This window comes from Pseudomonas sp. G11, assembly GCF_029457515.1.
GTDB classification, from domain to species: Bacteria; Pseudomonadota; Gammaproteobacteria; order Pseudomonadales; family Pseudomonadaceae; genus Aquipseudomonas; species Aquipseudomonas gorinensis.
Genome location: NZ_CP120377.1, coordinates 7,577,389 through 7,593,322, shown reverse-complemented (window position 1 = coordinate 7,593,322; position 15,934 = coordinate 7,577,389). Strand labels below are relative to the sequence as shown.

The 15,934-nt window shown below is 60.6% G+C and carries 16 protein-coding genes; 10 read left to right on the top strand and 6 right to left on the bottom strand.

Annotated features, from left to right (window positions below; genetic code table 11):
* Positions 1–116: 116 nt before the first annotated feature.
* Positions 117–527, top strand: coding sequence for a nucleoside diphosphate kinase regulator (gene rnk, locus P2T68_RS35045; protein WP_024078061.1), 411 nt, complete (start codon positions 117–119; stop codon positions 525–527).
* Here rnk and P2T68_RS35040 read toward each other — a convergent pair.
* From P2T68_RS35040 to P2T68_RS35030, 3 genes are all read right to left on the bottom strand, one after another.
* Complete coding sequence (locus P2T68_RS35040; RefSeq protein WP_277378888.1) at positions 524–3,364, bottom strand: class I adenylate cyclase; 2,841 nt, start codon at positions 3,362–3,364, stop codon at positions 524–526. The two genes, rnk and P2T68_RS35040, sit on opposite strands and share 4 nt — an antisense overlap.
* Before the next feature lie 168 nt (positions 3,365–3,532).
* The gene (locus P2T68_RS35035; RefSeq protein WP_024078059.1) at positions 3,533–3,787 is read right to left on the bottom strand and encodes a TIGR02647 family protein; all 255 of its coding nucleotides are present in this window, start codon (positions 3,785–3,787) and stop codon (positions 3,533–3,535) included.
* A 152-nt stretch (positions 3,788–3,939) separates the two neighbouring features.
* A complete protein-coding gene (locus P2T68_RS35030; RefSeq protein ID WP_024078058.1) occupies positions 3,940–4,224 on the bottom strand; it encodes a hypothetical protein in 285 nt (94 codons plus the stop codon).
* 125 nt (positions 4,225–4,349) lie between these two features.
* Between P2T68_RS35030 and P2T68_RS35025 the strand changes: the two genes are divergently transcribed.
* Positions 4,350–5,009 carry a glutathione S-transferase gene (locus P2T68_RS35025; RefSeq protein ID WP_024078057.1) on the top strand — a complete coding sequence of 220 codons (660 nt, stop codon included), beginning with the start codon at positions 4,350–4,352 and terminating at the stop codon, positions 5,007–5,009.
* Positions 5,010–5,047: 38 nt separating this feature from the next.
* On the opposite strand, the gene argH is transcribed toward P2T68_RS35025, so the two are convergent.
* A complete protein-coding gene (argH, locus tag P2T68_RS35020) occupies positions 5,048–6,442 on the bottom strand; it encodes an argininosuccinate lyase (protein WP_024078056.1) in 1,395 nt (464 codons plus the stop codon).
* Between the two features lie 502 nt (positions 6,443–6,944).
* Between argH and P2T68_RS35015 the strand changes: the two genes are divergently transcribed.
* The 7 genes from P2T68_RS35015 (at position 6,945) to P2T68_RS34985 (ending at position 13,349) form a co-directional block, all read left to right on the top strand.
* The gene (locus P2T68_RS35015; protein WP_024078055.1) at positions 6,945–7,691 is read left to right on the top strand and encodes a LytTR family DNA-binding domain-containing protein; all 747 of its coding nucleotides are present in this window, start codon (positions 6,945–6,947) and stop codon (positions 7,689–7,691) included.
* A gap of 138 nt (positions 7,692–7,829) precedes the next feature.
* Entirely contained in the window at positions 7,830–8,771 is a 942-nt protein-coding gene (hemC, locus tag P2T68_RS35010; RefSeq protein ID WP_024078054.1) for a hydroxymethylbilane synthase, read from the top strand.
* Positions 8,768–9,517, top strand: coding sequence for a uroporphyrinogen-III synthase (locus tag P2T68_RS35005; protein ID WP_102624921.1), 750 nt, complete (start codon positions 8,768–8,770; stop codon positions 9,515–9,517). Before hemC ends, P2T68_RS35005 begins: the two co-directional genes overlap by 4 nt.
* A 42-nt stretch (positions 9,518–9,559) precedes the next feature.
* The gene (locus P2T68_RS35000; protein ID WP_024078052.1) at positions 9,560–10,675 is read left to right on the top strand and encodes a uroporphyrinogen-III C-methyltransferase; all 1,116 of its coding nucleotides are present in this window, start codon (positions 9,560–9,562) and stop codon (positions 10,673–10,675) included.
* Between the two features lie 5 nt (positions 10,676–10,680).
* Complete coding sequence (locus tag P2T68_RS34995) at positions 10,681–11,922, top strand: heme biosynthesis protein HemY (protein WP_024078051.1); 1,242 nt, start codon at positions 10,681–10,683, stop codon at positions 11,920–11,922.
* Positions 11,923–12,159: 237 nt separating this feature from the next.
* A complete protein-coding gene (locus P2T68_RS34990) occupies positions 12,160–12,681 on the top strand; it encodes a disulfide bond formation protein B (RefSeq protein ID WP_277378887.1) in 522 nt (173 codons plus the stop codon).
* Positions 12,682–12,890: 209 nt separating this feature from the next.
* Positions 12,891–13,349: an Rsd/AlgQ family anti-sigma factor gene (locus tag P2T68_RS34985; protein WP_024078049.1), complete on the top strand. Its 459-nt coding sequence runs from the start codon at positions 12,891–12,893 to the stop codon at positions 13,347–13,349.
* A 55-nt stretch (positions 13,350–13,404) separates the two neighbouring features.
* On the opposite strand, the gene P2T68_RS34980 is transcribed toward P2T68_RS34985, so the two are convergent.
* Positions 13,405–14,082, bottom strand: coding sequence for an FKBP-type peptidyl-prolyl cis-trans isomerase (locus P2T68_RS34980; protein ID WP_277378886.1), 678 nt, complete (start codon positions 14,080–14,082; stop codon positions 13,405–13,407).
* Positions 14,083–14,275: 193 nt separating this feature from the next.
* Between P2T68_RS34980 and P2T68_RS34975 the strand changes: the two genes are divergently transcribed.
* Positions 14,276–15,445: an AlgP family protein gene (locus P2T68_RS34975; protein ID WP_277378885.1), complete on the top strand. Its 1,170-nt coding sequence runs from the start codon at positions 14,276–14,278 to the stop codon at positions 15,443–15,445.
* Here P2T68_RS34975 and P2T68_RS34970 read toward each other — a convergent pair.
* Positions 15,442–15,909 carry a TIGR02444 family protein gene (locus tag P2T68_RS34970; RefSeq protein ID WP_069077261.1) on the bottom strand — a complete coding sequence of 156 codons (468 nt, stop codon included), beginning with the start codon at positions 15,907–15,909 and terminating at the stop codon, positions 15,442–15,444. The genes P2T68_RS34975 and P2T68_RS34970 overlap by 4 nt on opposite strands.
* Positions 15,910–15,934 lie beyond the last annotated feature (25 nt).

Here is a 15,934-nt window from a genome sequence, read left to right as displayed (position 1 = left end):
TTACGGTGCTGTGGTAGTGTCCGGGTACACCTCAACTCATCGAGGTCCGTGAGAACCCCGCCTTTTCCTGGCGGGGTTTTGCTTTTTTGTGCAGAAAAAAGGAGTCTGCCTGAATCATGACCGCACCTTCCATCATTCTTACCCGTCTCGACGTGCAGCGTCTTGAGCAACTGATCGACCGTGTAGGCGAGGACTCGCCGGGTGTCGAAGCCCTTCAACACGAACTCGACCGCGCCGAAGAAGTGGTTGGCCACGATGAAGTGCCTGCGAATGTCGTGACCATGAACTCCAGCGTGCATTGCCGCGAGCAAAGCAGCGGAAAGGACTATCACCTGACTCTGGTTTACCCCAAGGATGCCAACGCCGACGAAGGCAAGATTTCGATCCTGGCACCGGTGGGCAGTGCGTTGCTTGGCTTGCAAGTGGGCCAGCATATCGACTGGCCGGCTCCCGGCGGCAAGACTCTCAAGCTCAAGTTGCTCAAAGTGGAAGGCCAGCCCAAAGACGGCGGCGCTTTCTCGCTTTAAATCTGGTTCAGTGCTTCATTGAGCGCTTGCTCCAGCTCGGCCTTGTAGCGCAGGTACAAATTGCTCGGGCTTTGCACATCACCGATCAGACCCGACAGGTCCAGATCAGTGATATAGCAGCGGTAGCGCTCGGTTTCGCGGCGCTGCCCGACGATCTCCTGGGCGACCACTGCAAACAGCTGGTCGCCAAATTCCAGTTCGGAAAACTCCCGCTGATTGCAGTACAGGGTAATCCCCACTTGGCCCGGCGCCGCCTTGCCGATAATCGCCTGCACGTCATAAAACGGCTTGTTGGCCGGATTTTGTGGTGCTGGCCGAGGCTCTATGCCGCGTGCACGGTTATTGCCTGACGGTAATAGTTGGTAGTACAGGGTTTGCACCGCGCCCAGCGGTTCCTGTGGGTCCAGCGGCGACAGCGCGTCCCGGCGATAGATGATCGATTGCAGGAAGCGCTGCAGCGGTGCCAACAGGCTCTGCTCGTCATGAAACGGCAGGCGCTGCTGCCAGAGCGCGTTGAACTCATCCAGCACATACAGCTCGGCGAAGCCTTCATTGACCCGGTAGAACACTTGCACGCAATCGGCCATACCCATGGGCAAAAGCAGCGCCAGGTCGTGGTCCTCCAGGGCCATGGCATCCAGGTGCAGCGGGCTGTAGCTGGCCAGTTCTTCGCTGAGGTAGGCGATCAGCGCATCCTGGGTCGCCAGTGATACGTGGGTGGCCTGGCCGGGCATCAACTCCATCACGTGATAGTGCTGTTGCACCTGGAGCAAGTAGCGGTGATTGCCCTGCCCCAGCAGCAGGTTCTGCGCCGTGTCGAAGATTTCTTCTACGCGCTGGGCAATGAACTGCGCACGGTTGTGACAGAAGCAGCGCACCCGTAGCCGCGGCAGGTGATCTGATGGCAGCTGGTTGAGGTAGTCGCGCAGGCAATCGAGCAGAGCATGGGGGCCGTCGTAGCGGCTGACCATCACCTCGTTCCAGCTATTGAGGGTGACCTGGTCGAGGGTCAGCACCAGGTTGTCGCGCACACCGGCGTAGCTCAGGGAGTCGGTGCGCTCGGTGGTCATCAGGATATTCAGGTCGCGGTGATGCTTGAGCGGGTCGACGCCGACGTTGATCAACAGCAATACCTCTTCGGGCACCGCCGAGCGTAACAGGCGTTCTTCAGCGACGCTGGGCAAGGGTAGGGCAATGCTCTGCTGCAGGCTGCCCAGCAGGTTGAACAGCTCGAACTCGGTCATGTCGCTGGTGCCCGGGTGCAGCGCCAGGCGAGTGCTGCTGTCGATCACGCCGTTGCGGTGGCACCAAGTCAGCATTTCCAGCAAATCGCGGCTGCGCTTGATCGGCGCAAAGTGCTCCCATTCCAGGGCGGTGAGGTTGCCGTTGTACAGCCCCCAATGGTGCTGGCCCGGCTCTTTGCGGTTGGGCGATTGCACCAGGGTCAGGGTGTCTTCGGCCAGGTCCGGGGCGATGCCGGGGTTGATGAACTCGACTTTGCCGGCTTTACGCTCGAACGCCGCATATAGGCGGCGGCCGAGCACATTGAGGTCACGCTTATTGATCAGGCTGACTGTCTGTTCGCTGCGGGCGAATTGCGTCAGGAAGCGATAGCTGTAGTTCAGCTCACTGACCAATGCGCGACGCTCGGAGGCGACCTGGCGCACTTTCCATTGGCTGCGGCTGTCCAGCAGGGCCAATTGGCGCGGGTTCCAGCCCCACTCCTGGGCCAGGCGCTCCAGCAACAGGTGTTGCCAGCTAGAGCTACGCTGGCCAGCGCTGAGCTTGCGGTTGACCTTTAAATACAGCGCTCGCCTTACCAGCTCCAGGCGCTCCGGTTCGTTGCGGACCTTGAGGTATTCCTCGATGCGGCGATAGACCACGATGTAAGGGTCCAGCTCATCCAGATCCATCTGGTTGGCGAACACCGCCTGCTTGAAGCGCAGGCTCAGGCACTGCACGTTTGGGTGCTCGCTGGCATAAACCTCGGTCAGCAGCAGCTTGAGCACTGACTTGTAGGGCGACTCGATGCCTTTGAACAGTTGCCACAACCCGGCGCCGATGAATTCGCCCGGAGGGATGCGTGCCAGGTGGCCCAGGTCAAGGGTTTCATCGGCGCGTATAAAGCGCTTGGAGATCAGCGTGTGGGTGAATTCGGCGTAGCGGGTTTCTTCATAGACGGGCACCAGCCACCAGATCGGTGTACGGCCAGCCAGCCAGATGGCGGTGCGGTAGAACTCGTCCAGCAGCAGGTAATGCTGGGTGGTGCCGCAGTCGTCGGAGCTCAGTTGGGTGTCGCGCTCACCCAGTACGAAGCGCGTCGGCTCAATCAGGAAAAAATGTGCCTCGGCGCCCATGCTCAAGGCCCAGGCCTCCAGCAGCTGGCATTTCTTGCGCAGCTCGGCCAGTTCGCTTTCGTCCAGGTCGGCGGCGTGGCACACCCACACATCCATATCGCTCTGGTCTGCCTGGGCCAGGGTGCCGAGGCTGCCCATCAGGAACAGGCCATGGATCGGACGGGGCGGGTTGCCATGGCGCGGCTTGTAGGAGAATGAACGGGTCAGGCGCTGGGCTTCGGTCAGGGCCTGGGCATCAGGCTCGAAGTTCGACAGCCCGGCCGGTGTACTGCCCGACACATAGCCTGGCAGGAGCGGGTGATTGACGTGGAAAAACAGCGGCAACAGTGTCAGTACGCTTTGCTGGCGCGGCGTTAGCCCCTCGATGGCGCGGGCCATGCGGCCTTCGTTGAGGGCCATGAAGCGCGCGCGCAGCTGAGCCAGCACCTTGCGGTCGATGCCTTCGTCCAGGTCGGGGCGGATTTCATGGGTGCGGGTCATGTCGAACTCGGTGGCTCGCAAGGCCCGACATGGGCGGCCGTGTAGGAGTTTACAGTCAGAAGCGTAGGAGGTTTAGAGGGAAATGTTTTTTGACGTCAGAATTTTCTCGCGTCCACAGCAGCGCCCTCGGAATCCGCAAGGGGCGGACTCCATGGGCGGTATCAGGTGTCAGGCGGCTTCTTTGCTTGTCGCGGTGCTCAAGATCGTCAGCAGGGTTTGCGCTTGCTCGGCGGCGTCTCGGCCAAGGCTGGTCAGATAGCCTCCGTCCGGTTGGTCGATCAGCTTTTTCTCGAACAGGCGTTTGGCCGCGGCGATGGCAGTGGGAGCGGCAGTCTGGTGGACTTTCAGACCTTCCTGGGAGCTGCCCAGGTTGAAGAGTGCAAGGATTTCCAGTTCGGCAACCAACTCAGGGGTATACGACATAAGGACTCCAGACTTTCTAAGAATTTATTAGAGGCTAGCAGGCCATAAGGTGAACGCACTTTGGCGGGCTGTCCAGTGAGAAAGTCATGGGTATTGATATGCCGCAGATTTGTGGCGAGGAAGCAGGCTTCCCGGCCACGCAGAGGGGGGCTTCAGTCGTTTTCCGGCGGCAATTCCGGCAGCGCCCGCAGGGCTGTCTCATACCATTGGGTATCGAATGCACGGTCTTCGTCGAGCATCTGGTCGATTTCAACCGCCAGCACATGGGCCATGAGATTCAGAATCTCCTCGCGCTCGTAACCTACCAGGGTCAGCTTGTTGAACGTGGCCTTGGCGGCAGGCGGAGTGTCGCTTTCGATCTGATTCTCGATGGCTTCAATCAGTGTACTTTCGGTGAACGCTTCTTCGTCGCTGTCGATATCGGTCGGCTCGCTCATGGCAGGCTCCTCAAGGAAAGGGCGCCAGTCTAACTCCATTCAGGCCGGTGATGCTGCTGGTCAGGGCGGGCCCGGGCATCTATAACTCTTGCGGCCAACCCCGCACACGGCCTGGAGGCTTTGCGATGCTCAAGCTTTACGGATTTTCGGTCAGTAACTACTACAACATGGTGAAACTGGCGCTGCTGGAGAAGGGGCTACCGTTCGAAGAGGTGCCTTTTTACGCCGGGCAAACCCCTGAGGCGCTTGCCGTCAGTCCGCGAGGCAAGGTGCCGGTACTGGGGGTGAAGCAGGGTTTCGTCAATGAAACCAGCGTGATCCTCGAATACATCGAGCAAACCCAGGAGGGCCGTTCGCTGCTGCCTGCTGATCCTTTTCAGCGTGCCCAGGTGCTGGCGTTGTGCCGGGAAATCGAGCTGTACATCGAACTGCCCGCCCGCGCGTGTTTCGCCGAGGCGTTTTTCGGCATGCAGGTGCCGGACGCGATCAAGGAGAAATCCAAGGCTGAGTTGCTGCTGGGGATCGGTTCTTTAGGTCGGCACGGCAAGTTCGCGCCTTATGTGGCAGGGGAGAGCTTTACGATTGCGGATCTGTATTTCATGTATAGCGTGAACCTCGCCTGTGCCGTGGGCGAGAAGTTGTTTGGCCTGGACCTGTTGGCTGAACTCCCGGCGGCCAAAGTGTTGCTGGAGCGGCTGCATGCCATGCCCAATGCGCAGAAGGTGGCGGCGGACAGGGAAGCCGCGATGCCGGCGTTCATGGCGATGGTTGCGGCCAAAAAGTGATCCAGTGTGGGAGGGGGTTGCCCCCCCTCCCTCATTTTTCAGCGGCTGGCGAGGAGGGCCTGGCCGCGCACGACGGCGGCCTTCACCTGCGCCGGTGCGGTGCCGCCCACGTGGTTACGGGCATTCACCGAGCCTTCCAGGGTCAGCACGGCAAACACGTCCTGCTCGATCTGGTCGCTGAACTGGCGCAGTTCTTCCAGGCTCATTTCCGCCAGGTCCTTGCCGGTGTCCACGCCGTATTTCACGGCATGGCCGACGATTTCGTGGCAGTCGCGGAACGGCAGGCCACGGCGCACCAGGTAGTCCGCCAGGTCCGTCGCGGTGGAGAATCCACGCAGGGCCGCTTCACGCATGATCGCGTGCTTGGGCTTGATCGCGGGGATCATGTCGGCAAAGGCACGCAGCGAATCACGTAGGGTGTCGGCGGCGTCGAACAGCGGTTCCTTGTCTTCCTGGTTGTCCTTGTTGTAGGCCAAGGGCTGGCCTTTCATCAGGGTCAGCAGGCCCATCAGTGCGCCGAATACGCGGCCGCTCTTGCCACGCACCAGCTCGGGCACGTCGGGGTTTTTCTTTTGCGGCATGATCGAGCTACCGGTGCAGAAGCGATCCGGCAGGTCGATGAACTGGAATTGCGCGCTGGTCCACAACACCAGTTCTTCGGAGAAACGCGACAGGTGCATCATCGCGATACTGGCGGCGGCGCAGAATTCGATGGCGAAATCGCGGTCCGACACGCCGTCCAGGGAGTTGCCGCCCACGGCATCGAAGCCCAGCAGTTGTGCGGTGTATTCGCGGTCGATCGGGTAGGTGGTGCCGGCCAGCGCGGCGCTGCCCAAGGGCATGCGGTTGGCGCGCTTGCGGCAATCCACCAGGCGCTCGTAGTCGCGGCTGAGCATTTCGAACCAGGCCAGCAAGTGGTGGCCGAAGGTGACAGGCTGGGCGGTTTGCAGGTGGGTGAAACCGGGCATGATGGTGTCCGATTCGCGCTCGGCCTGTTCCAGCAAGCCTTTCTGCAGGCGAGTTATTTCGGCCAGGATCAGGTCGATTTCATCGCGCAGCCACAGGCGGATATCGGTGGCCACCTGGTCATTGCGGCTGCGCCCGGTGTGCAGTTTCTTGCCGGTCACGCCGATGCGGTCGGTGAGGCGGGCCTCGATATTCATGTGCACGTCTTCCAGGTCGACGCGCCAGTCGAACGTACCGGCTTCGATCTCACCGCGAATGGTGGTCAGGCCGTCGATGATGCTGTCGCGCTCGGCGTCGGTCAGCACGCCGACCTTGGCCAGCATCGTGGCGTGGGCGATCGAGCCCATGATGTCGTGGCGGTACAGGCGCTGGTCGAAGGTGACGGAGGCGGTGAAGCGGGCGACGAAGGCGTCGACGGGTTCACTGAAGCGGCCGCCCCAGGACTGGTTGGTCTTGTCGGTGCTCATGGATTCGCTCGTGATCTGCTTAAAAGAGGCGTGGAGGTGTGCCGCCGATAATAACAGGGTTGCTCGTGGAGGCGGTGCTGTGGGTGGCCGGCATTTTTATTTGCGCGAAGGATGGCTAAGTGCCTTGCCGCCGAGCGCGTCCGGGAAGAGACTGGGGCCAGGTGCTTGTTGAAACGATATTTGAGGATTGAGTAATGTCGTCTCAGCGAGCGTCTACAGTTGGACTGATAGTGTGTGAATGCACCAAAGTCGGGTGATGCGGTCATAACCCAGACTATCCATTAAAAAGGGGGGTATTCGGATTGTGTATCAGCAAACCCTACGACTATGCCCAAGGGCAGCAGGTTTTGGGCGCTATTGAACAGGTCCGGGTAAATATGCGTGCCGCTCTCAGGGCACTTTTTGCCGCTCGCGCTAGTCTTAGCGTGGATCGCTGTGACGCAAGTCACCGCACCTGTCTACGCTATCCTTGTGCGAGACTCACGCAGGAATCCAGCGCAATATGAATGTCCTGATCGTTGATGACGAACCCCAAGCCCGCGAGCGACTGAGCCGCCTGGTCAGTGAACTCGAGGGTTATACAGTCCTTGAACCGAGCGCCACCAACGGGGAGGAGGCGTTGACGTTGATCGATAGCCTCAAGCCGGATGTGGTGCTGCTCGATATCCGCATGCCCGGCCTTGATGGCCTGCAGGTCGCCGCCCGCCTGAGTGAGAGAGAATCACCTCCGTCGGTGGTGTTGTGCGCTGCCCAGGAAGAGTTTTCCGCGGAAGCGTTGGAAGCCAGTGGTGTCAGTTTCCTGGTCAAGCCGGCGACTGGCGACGCGTTGCTCAAGGCATTGAAAAAGGCCGAGCGCCCTAACCGGGTCCAACTCGCTGCCCTGACTCAACCTGCCGCCCAGAGTGGCAACGGGCCGCGCAGCCATATCAGTGCGCGTACGCGCAAAGGTATCGAGCTGATCCCCCTGAGCCAGGTGGTGTACTTCATTGCCGATCACAAGTACGTGACGCTGCGCCATGAAGCCGGTGAAGTCCTGCTCGATGAGCCGCTCAAGGCTCTTGAAGATGAGTTTGGCGACCGCTTTGTGCGAATCCACCGCAATGCGTTGGTGGCCCGCGAACGAATCGAGCGCCTGCAACGTACGCCCCTGGGGCACTTCCAGCTGTTCCTGAAAGGGCTCAATGGCGATGCCTTGATCGTCAGCCGACGCCATGTCGCCGGCGTGCGCAAGATGATGCAGCAGCTTTAGCCCGAGGGCTGTAGCGTGGACTGCAGTGCTTATCCCGGTGTGATGCGGCCAGGGAGGCCCCGCACTTGCTGATTCAAATCAAAGCGTATTTGCCTGAGCTGTTATTATCTGCCGTATCTATTCAGTACGGATTGATCCATGTCCTCTCGCGAAATCCGCATCGCCACTCGTAAAAGCGCCCTGGCCTTGTGGCAGGCCGAATACGTCAAAGCTCGCCTTGAAGAGGCTCATCCAGGTCTCAAGGTATCCTTGGTGCCCATGGTGAGTCGCGGCGACAAGCTGCTGGACTCGCCGCTGTCGAAGATTGGCGGCAAGGGCCTGTTCGTCAAGGAGCTGGAGACCGCGCTGCTGGAAAATGAAGCCGACATCGCCGTGCATTCGATGAAAGATGTGCCCATGGACTTCCCCGAAGGCCTGGGCCTTTTTTGCATCTGCGAGCGCGAAGACCCGCGCGATGCGTTCGTTTCCAATACCTATGCATCTCTGGATGAGCTGCCTTTGGGCAGCATCGTCGGCACTTCGAGCCTGCGTCGCCAGGCGCAGTTGTTGACCCGTCGTCCAGACCTGCAGATCCGCTTTCTGCGCGGCAACGTCAACACGCGCCTGGCCAAGCTGGATGCCGGCGAATATGACGCGATTATCCTCGCTGCGGCCGGGCTTATCCGCCTTGGCTTCGAAGACCGTATTACGTCAACGATCAGCGTTGAAGACAGCTTGCCCGCTGGCGGCCAGGGGGCGGTAGGTATTGAATGCCGCACGGCAGACAGCGAAATCCACGCGTTGCTCAAACCCCTCGATCACCACGACACCGAAGTGCGCGTCACGGCCGAGCGCGCCCTGAACAAGCACCTCAACGGTGGCTGTCAGGTGCCGATCGCCTGCTACGCCGTGCTCGAAGGTGACACTCTGTGGCTGCGTGGCCTGGTTGGGGATCCGGCCGGTGGCACCCTGCTCACCGCCGAGATGCGCGGGCCACGGCGTGATGCGAGCGCCCTGGGTATCCAGGTGGCTGAAGAGCTGCTGGAAAAAGGCGCTGGCGCCATTCTGCAAAAAGTCTATGGCGAGGCCGGTCCGCAGTGACCGGCTGGCGTGTGCTGCTGACGCGGCCTGCCGAGGAGTCGAAGGCCCTGGCGGCGTCGTTGTCCGAAGCCGGCATTTTCAGCAGCAGCCTGCCCTTGCTGGAGATCGAGGCGTTGCCGGTCACGCCCGCACAACAGGCGGTTTTCCGCGACCTGGGCCGTTATTGCGCAGTGATCGTGGTGAGCAAACCGGCTGCGCGCCTGGGTTTGCAACAGCTGGATCGACACTGGCCGCAATTGCCGTGGTTCAGCGTTGGCGCGGCGACCGCCCAGGTGCTGGCTGACCAGGGCCTTGACGTTCACTATCCGCCCACCGGTGATGACAGCGAAGCCTTGCTCGCCTTACCCGCCTTGCGCGAGGCTATTGCACGCCCTGGGGCGCGGGTGTTGATCCTGCGGGGAGAAGGCGGCCGAGAACTGCTGGCTGAGCGTTTGCGCGAGCAAGGTGCTAGTGTCGACTATCTGGAGTTGTATCGCCGCTTCCTGCCGGCCTACGACGCCGGGGTACTGATGCAGCGCATCCAGTTGGAACGCTTGAACGGCCTGGTGGTCAGCAGTGGGCAGGGTTTCTTACATCTGCAAGCCCTGGCCGGACCCGATTGGCCACAGGTGGCCCGACTGCCGTTGTTCGTACCCAGCCCGCGAGTCTATGAGATGGCGCGGGACGCTGGGGCAGAAAATGTTGTGGATTGTCGCGGCGCGAGTGCTGCGGCTTTGTTAGTGGCGTTAGGCGGCTTTGTCTTATAAAAACATCCCGCCCCCACTCTCTGATACGCAAAGGACGGATACGTGAGCGATACAGCCTTGCCTAAAGATGAAACTCAGCCCGCGCTTGATGCGCCGGTCGAGACACCGGTCGCCGCGCCACGCCGTGGCAATGGCCTGGCAATCGTTGCCCTGCTGCTGGGCGCCGCGGGTGTTGCCGCTGGCGGTTGGGGGATCTGGCAGGTCCGTGCCCTGCAAGCCAGCAGCCAGCATCAATTGGGCCAGGTGCAGACCCTTGATGACCAGTCCCAGTCTCTCAAGCAAGGCCAGCAACAGTTGGCGGCACGCCTGGCACAGTTGCCGGGCGCTGATGAGCTGGAGGAGCGTCGCCGCCTGGTGGCCCAGTTGCAAGGTGATCAGCAGCGCCTGAACCAACGCCTGGAAACCGTGCTGGGGGCCAGCCGCAAGGACTGGCGCCTGGCTGAAGCCGAGCATCTGATCCGTCTGGCGAGTTTGCGACTGTCGGCCTTGCAGGATATCAACAGTGCTCAGTCGCTGGTCCAGGGCGCCGATGAGATCCTGCGCGAGCAGAATGATCCGGGTTCCTACGCTGCCCGCGAGCAACTGGCCAAGAGCCTGGCCGCGCTGCGCAGCACCGAGCAGCCGGACCGTACCGGGTTGTATCTGCAGTTGGCGGCGTTGCGCGATCAGGTCGTGCAACTGGCGGCGATTGCGCCGGAATACCAGCTTACGGAGCCGGCTTCTCAAGGGCGTCCAACTACGGACACTGACAACCGTTGGAGCCAATGGTGGGAACAGATTTCCCGTTACTTCCGCATCGATTTCAACCCCGATGACAACATTCGCCCGCTGCTGGCCGGCCAGGGCTTGAACCAGGTGCGTCTGGCCCTGAGCCTGGCCCTGGAGCAAGCTCAATGGGCCGCGCTCAATGGCGAGTCGGCGGTGTACAGCCGTTCGCTGGGTGAAGCGCGTAGCGTGTTGCAGGACAACTTCAACCAGGACAACCCCCAGAGCAAGGCGATGCTGGCACGGATCGCCGAGCTTGAGCCCAAGGCCGTCTCGGTGGTGACACCGGACCTGGCCGCGAGCCTGGCGGCCGTGCAGGCGTATCTCGAGCGTCGTCATCTGTCTGCTGACGAAGCCAAGGCTTCGGCTGGCACGCCGGCGACCCAGGAGTAGAGCCGATGAAGCGTTTCTATGTGATCCTGGTGCTGGCGATTGCGATCGCCCTGGCACTGGCCGTGGGCATCTCGAAACATACTGGCTACGTGCTGATTACCTATCCCCATGTGCTGCATTACGAGTCGAGCCTGTGGGCCACCCTGGTGGCGGTGTTTGTCATCGTCCTGGCGATCTACCTGCTCCGCGTGTTGCTGAGCCTGGTGACCACCTCCGGTGGCGTGGTCAACCCATGGTCGCGCCGTAACCGCAGCCGTCGCGTACAAATCGCGATCGAACAGGGCCAGATGGACCTCGCCGAAGGGCGCTGGGCCAGTGCCGAGCGCCACCTGCACCGGGCTGCCGAAGCCGAGCGTCAACCGTTGCTGTATTACCTCGGCGCGGCCCGTGCGGCCAATGAGCAGGGGCGCTACGAAGAGTCGGACAGCTTGCTCGAGCGCGCCCTGGAGCGTCAGCCTCAAGCCGAGCTGGCGGTTGCCTTGAGCCATGCGCAATTGCAGACGGACCGCGGCGATACCGAGGGCGCCCTGGTGACCCTGCAGGCGATGCATGAGCGCCATCCCCATAACGCCCAGGTACTGCGTCAATTGCAGCGCCTGCATCAGCAGCGGGGCGACTGGTCGTCGGTCATTCGACTATTGCCCGAGTTGCGCAAAGACAAAGTCTTGCCCCCTGGTGAACTGGCCGAGCTGGAGCGTCGCGCCTGGGGTGAAAACCTGAGCCTGGCGGCCCAGCGGGAAGAGCAGGGCGAAGCCGGTTTGCAGTCCCTTGAACGGGCCTGGCAGCAACTGACCTCTGCCCAGCGTCAGGAGCCGCAGCTGGTGTTGGCCTACGCTGAGCAACTGCGTCAGTTAGGCGCGGATGCCAAGGCCGAGGAAGTGCTGCGGGGTGCGATCAAGCGCAGCTACGACAGCCATCTGATTCGGTTATACGGCCTGCTACGAGGCAGTGACCCGGCGCGGCAACTGAAGTTTGCCGAAGGCTGGCTCAAGGACCACTCCGGTGACGCCAGCCTGCTGTTGACTCTGGGTCGCCTGTGCTTGCAGAACAGCCTGTGGGGCAAGGCACGGGACTACCTGGAAGGCAGCCTGCAGGTGCAGCGCAATCCCGAAGCCTGCGCCGAGTTGGCGCGACTACTGGCCCAATTAGGCGACACTGAGCGCAGCAACCAGCTGTTCCAGGAAGGCCTGGGTCTGCTGGACAGTCGTCTGCTGGCCTCTCCATTGCCGGTACCGGCGCGGGTTTGAGGTAGGAAAAAGAGTGAGCGTTGGCTCGGAATTGTCTGGTAGCCAACGCTTCAATTTTGCCAATGGCCTCGGTTTAATGGGGCTCGTAATGTGTTCCTACGTATTCCTAGGTGATGCCCTTCGCGTTCTGACGGGATGTCCCTACGTTTTCGCGGAATCGTCTGCTCTAGCGTGTATTGAAAGGGCTCGGGCCTTTCCTCTACCGTAACGGCCTATCTCTTGCGTTACGGATCGACAATGTCTTTGGCCCCCTCACGCTCCCTGTTTTTGCTGGCGTTCATGGCAGGTGCGCTGACGTTGAGCGCATCGTTCTATCTGGAATATGGCGCGCTGCTTCGGCCCTGCTTCCTGTGCCAGGTGCAGCGGCTATTTTTAGCGGTCTTTACGCTGATCAACCTGAGCGCTGCCATTCATAACCCCAGGCGCTCTGGCGTCTTCCTTTACGGGTTGGCAAGCATGAGCTGTGCCGTGCTCGGTGCGACTGCCGCCGTACGCCAGGTGCTGCTGCAGAACAGCGTGCCGGATCAAGCCCCCGATTGTTGGCCCAGCGCACAGGACATGATTGAAAACCTGTCGCTTGAGGATGCGGTGCGCTCGGTGTTCAAAGGCACCGTCGATTGCATGGAGATAAACTGGACGCTGTTCGACCTAAGCCTTCCGGAGTGGAGCCTGTTGTTCTTCGTGGCGATGCTGATCCTGGGAGGCGTGCAGTTTTCGCGGCTGTTGTTCAGTCAGCGTTTAAGCTTGGCAAGGCACTGAAAACAGCTCAAAAGCTGTAGGACGGGATTAAACACTTGTATGAACTTTCTCTCCTGCGTACCTTGAAGCCATAGTCATGCGGGCATAATCTGGCCCGCAGGCGTTATGAAACTGTTAGCCAGATGCTGCCTTGTCCGGCCGCCGCTTTATCCTTGAAGTGTTGCGCGGGCACAGCGCGGCAGCGCCCCCAATAGGGAAGAGAGATCATCATGCTGGAAAGTTGTCAGAATGCTCAGGAACGCTGGGGTGGGGTGCACAAGCTGATCGACAGCTGGTTGAAGGCACGTCACGAACTGGTTCGGGCCTTTGATGCTCTTGGCGCCAAGCCCGAGTCTCTGGCTGAGAATCGCAAGCCGTTGCAGGAATTCTGTGGCGTGTTGGTGGACTATGCGTCGGCTGGCCATTTCGGTGTCTATGAGCAGCTGACCAAAGAGGCGGAAGCCTTCGATGATCAGCGTGGGCTGGAACTGGCCGAGACTCTTTACCCGCGCATTGATGTCATCACTGAGAAATTGCTGGCGTTCACCGATCTGTGTGATGCCGGCCAATGTGTTGCCGAGAAATTCAAGGAGTTGGGTGGCCTGCTCCATGAACGTTTCGAACTGGAAGATTGCCTGATCGAAGTACTCCACAACGCCCATAAGGAAGAGACGGCCACCCAGGCCTGACCTTTGCTGGCGAGATAAAAAAACGGTGCGCATGGCGCACCGTTTTTTTATTGGGTCAGTGGCGAGTACCGAGCAACTCGATCTCGAATACCAACGGTGTGTAAGGCGGGATCAATTCGCCGGCCCCGTCGGCGCCATACGCTTGTGCCGAGGGGATCACCAGTCGCCATTTCGCGCCGACAGGCATCTGTTGCAACGCACTGCGCCAGCCGTCGATCACACTGTCCAGTCGGAACCATTGAGGCTGGGTGCTCTGATCGAACACCGTACCATCGGGTAAACGCCCCACGTATTTCACTTGCACCTCATCGCTGGCCAATGGTTTGTTGCCATTGCCGGGCGTCAGCTCTGTGAGCAGGATGCCATCCGCCAATTCGCGCACACCGGTTGCCGATTTTTCCTTGGTTAAAAATTGCTGTTCCGCCGCCAGCGCTTTTTCACTTTTTGGAACCTGTGTGTCGGCTTCACTCTGTTCTTCGTGCTGGGCCAGAATCTGTTCGATGCGTGCGTTATCCAGTGCCAGTGGCTTGCCTTGATACGCTTGCTTGAGGCCCTCGACCAGCGCCTGGATCTGCAGGTCGGGGACCTCCTGGCGCAGCCGTTCGCCGAGGCTGGCGCCCAGGCTGTACGCGAGGTCGTGCTGGTCCTGGGGTGAGGTTTTGGGCGGCGACTGCTCGCTTGCATTAGCCCCGCCAAGCACCAAGCCAAGCACAAGAAAAAGGTAACGCGACATACGCATGTCTCCCGCCGAAAGTGCGACGGATTATGCCAGTGTGATGAGGTAAAAAGTGGCGTGGTCTTTCGTTATATCGATAAGAATTTTCGCACGGTGCAACGCAAGGCAAAGGATACTGTCAACATGCCCTAGCGGCGGTAAGAGCAGAGGGCTAGTATGAGCCGCACCCACGTCAGCCAGGAGGTAAACCATGTCGGCCAAACAGAAGCCTGTAAATACCCCGTTGCATTTACTCCAACAACTTTCGGGCAGCCTGCTCGAACATCTGGAAAGCGCATGTTCCCAAGCGTTGGCCGATGCAGAAAAACTGCTCGCCAAACTGGAAAAACAACGCGGTAAAGCGCAAGAGAAGCTGCACAAATCCCGCACCAAACTGCAAGACGCCGCCACTGCCGGCAAGGCCAAGGCACAAGCCAAAGCCAAAGACGCTGTCAAAGAACTTGAGGACCTGCTGGACGCCCTCAAGGATCGCCAAGCCGAAACCCGCACCTACATTTCCCAACTCAAAAAAGATGCTCAAGAAAGCCTGAAATTGGCCCAGGGCGTTGGTCGTGTGAAGGAAGCTGTATCTAAAGTGCTCGGCGCTCGTACCCCTGCAAAAGCTGTAGCGACCAGCGCGGCGAAAAAACCGGCGAGCAAAGCTGTTGCAGCGAAGGCGCCGACTAAAGGGGCTGCCAAGCCAGTGGCTAAAACCGCTGCTGCAAAACCAGCCGCCAAGCCAGCTGCCAAAACCGTTGCTGCAAAACCAGCCGCCAAGCCAGCTGCTAAAACTGCTGCTGCAAAACCAGCCGCCAAGCCAGCTGCTAAAACCGCTGCTGCAAAACCAGCCGCTAAGCCAGCTGTTAAAGCCACTGCTGCAAAACCAGCCGCCAAGCCAGCTGCCAAAACCGTTGCTGCAAAACCAGCCGCCAAGCCAGCTGCTAAAACTGCTGCTGCAAAACCAGTCGCTAAGCCAGCTGTTAAAGCCACTGCTGCAAAACCAGCCGCCAAGCCAGCTGCTAAAACTGCTGCTGCAAAACCAGCCGCTAAGCCAGCTGCTAAAGCCACTGCTGCAAAACCAGCCGCCAAGCCAGTCGCTAAAGCCGCTGCGGCAAAACCAGCTGCCAAGCCAGTCGCTAAAGCCGCTGCTGCGAAACCAGCCGCCAAGCCGGCCGTTAAAGCCGCTGCCGCGAAACCAGCCGCCAAGCCAGTGGTTAAAGCCGCTGCTGCGAAACCCGCTGCTGCCAAGCCTGCACCGGCCAAGCCAACGGCTCCAGCAGCGCCTGCTGCTAGCCCGGCAGCGACCACCGCTCCAACCGCATCGGCCAGCAGCACCCCTGCACCGGTAGCGCCAAGCACCACCCCAACCAGCGCTTCCTAAGTGCCGGTGACTTCGACGCGCAGCTGCTGCAGCGCGTCGGGGTCAAGGTTGGCGGCATCCTCAGTCGCCAGTCTTTCCAACCATTGCGGTTGACCCACGCCATCACCCGCCTGCCATCCCAGAACCAACGCCTCCAGGCGTGCCAGCAACTGTCGCTCGGCATCCAGCTCCAGGGCCTTGACCCGTTCCCGCAATGCCGCCAATGATTCATCCTGCTGTGCCAGCTCTCGCCATTGCACCCGCACCCGACGCAAGGGTTCGATGACCTGCATCTGCCAAGGCCGGGCAATTTGTTGCAGTGCCTGCACGCGCTCGGGTACACACCCTACACCTCGTTGTTCCAGCCAGGCCCCGCAGAGCAACAGGCACACATCCGCTCCTTGTTCCTGGAGGCGCAGGCACGCGGCCTCCACGCCCGGACGGGTGTAAGTCGAGAGGGCAAAGCTCCACAGGTCAGCACACATATTCACACCCAAGCCAGCGGCCTGC

Excerpts from the sequence above, each read along its gene's own strand:
- rnk (WP_024078061.1), top strand. The coding sequence starts at position 117 with ATGACCGCACCTTCCATCATTCTTACCCGTCTCGACGTGCAGCGTCTT.
- P2T68_RS35040 (WP_277378888.1), bottom strand. The coding sequence starts at position 3,364 with ATGACCCGCACCCATGAAATCCGCCCCGACCTGGACGAAGGCATCGAC.
- P2T68_RS35035 (WP_024078059.1), bottom strand. The coding sequence starts at position 3,787 with ATGTCGTATACCCCTGAGTTGGTTGCCGAACTGGAAATCCTTGCACTC.
- P2T68_RS35030 (WP_024078058.1), bottom strand. The coding sequence starts at position 4,224 with ATGAGCGAGCCGACCGATATCGACAGCGACGAAGAAGCGTTCACCGAA.
- P2T68_RS35025 (WP_024078057.1), top strand. The coding sequence starts at position 4,350 with ATGCTCAAGCTTTACGGATTTTCGGTCAGTAACTACTACAACATGGTG.
- argH (WP_024078056.1), bottom strand. The coding sequence starts at position 6,442 with ATGAGCACCGACAAGACCAACCAGTCCTGGGGCGGCCGCTTCAGTGAA.
- P2T68_RS35015 (WP_024078055.1), top strand. The coding sequence starts at position 6,945 with ATGAATGTCCTGATCGTTGATGACGAACCCCAAGCCCGCGAGCGACTG.
- hemC (WP_024078054.1), top strand. The coding sequence starts at position 7,830 with ATGTCCTCTCGCGAAATCCGCATCGCCACTCGTAAAAGCGCCCTGGCC.
- P2T68_RS34995 (WP_024078051.1), top strand. The coding sequence starts at position 10,681 with ATGAAGCGTTTCTATGTGATCCTGGTGCTGGCGATTGCGATCGCCCTG.
- P2T68_RS34990 (WP_277378887.1), top strand. The coding sequence starts at position 12,160 with ATGTCTTTGGCCCCCTCACGCTCCCTGTTTTTGCTGGCGTTCATGGCA.
- P2T68_RS34985 (WP_024078049.1), top strand. The coding sequence starts at position 12,891 with ATGCTGGAAAGTTGTCAGAATGCTCAGGAACGCTGGGGTGGGGTGCAC.
- P2T68_RS34980 (WP_277378886.1), bottom strand. The coding sequence starts at position 14,082 with ATGTCGCGTTACCTTTTTCTTGTGCTTGGCTTGGTGCTTGGCGGGGCT.
- P2T68_RS34975 (WP_277378885.1), top strand. The coding sequence starts at position 14,276 with ATGTCGGCCAAACAGAAGCCTGTAAATACCCCGTTGCATTTACTCCAA.
- P2T68_RS34970 (WP_069077261.1), bottom strand. The coding sequence starts at position 15,909 with ATGTGTGCTGACCTGTGGAGCTTTGCCCTCTCGACTTACACCCGTCCG.